This is a genomic window from Desulfonatronum sp. SC1 (assembly GCF_003046795.1).
Taxonomy (GTDB): domain Bacteria; phylum Desulfobacterota; class Desulfovibrionia; order Desulfovibrionales; family Desulfonatronaceae; genus Desulfonatronum.
The window spans coordinates 1-463 of the sequence record NZ_PZKN01000129.1 but is presented as its reverse complement, the minus strand read 5'-3'; the positions used below and the strand labels follow the sequence as shown (position 1 = coordinate 463).

Here is a 463-nt window from a genome sequence, read left to right as displayed (position 1 = left end):
GTAAGAAACAGATTAAAAGCTGTCCTATTTCTCTTTTTAGTGCCTTCAAATGCCTTCAGTCCTTTTTTATTTTCGCTAAGTCCTGCAAAACCAAAGTATTTATACCCTACAATGTTTCCATTTTTCACATTGGTGATGGGCATGTGGTTATCCCAGATATCCCAGGAATCTTGCTGCAGGCTGATATCCGAAAGATAGCTTGCGTATCCGGCAGAATAGTACTGATAAGGATCGAGTCCATAAATGTGAAAACCTTCGGAAGTCACTTCAGCTCCGGTATATTCATATCCCCCGTTGTCTTTTGCTGTCCACACCTTATCTTTCGCAAACGGGTCATAAGCTCTGATTTTTACTTTTCCGCCTTCAGCCACCGGAATGTCATCGTACTCGATAACAATGGGTGCAACCATTGGCTGACGAGCATATCCAAAATTACGTGGCGGCCTGTGATAGCACACATACC

Annotated in this window: 1 protein-coding gene; it reads right to left on the bottom strand. The window is 43.0% G+C overall.

Annotated elements, in window-relative coordinates; all coding sequences use genetic code 11:
* On the bottom strand, window positions 1–410 hold a 410-nt coding region (locus C6366_RS20995), incomplete at its 3' end, for a hypothetical protein (protein ID WP_199221595.1).
* Window positions 411–463 lie beyond the last annotated feature (53 nt).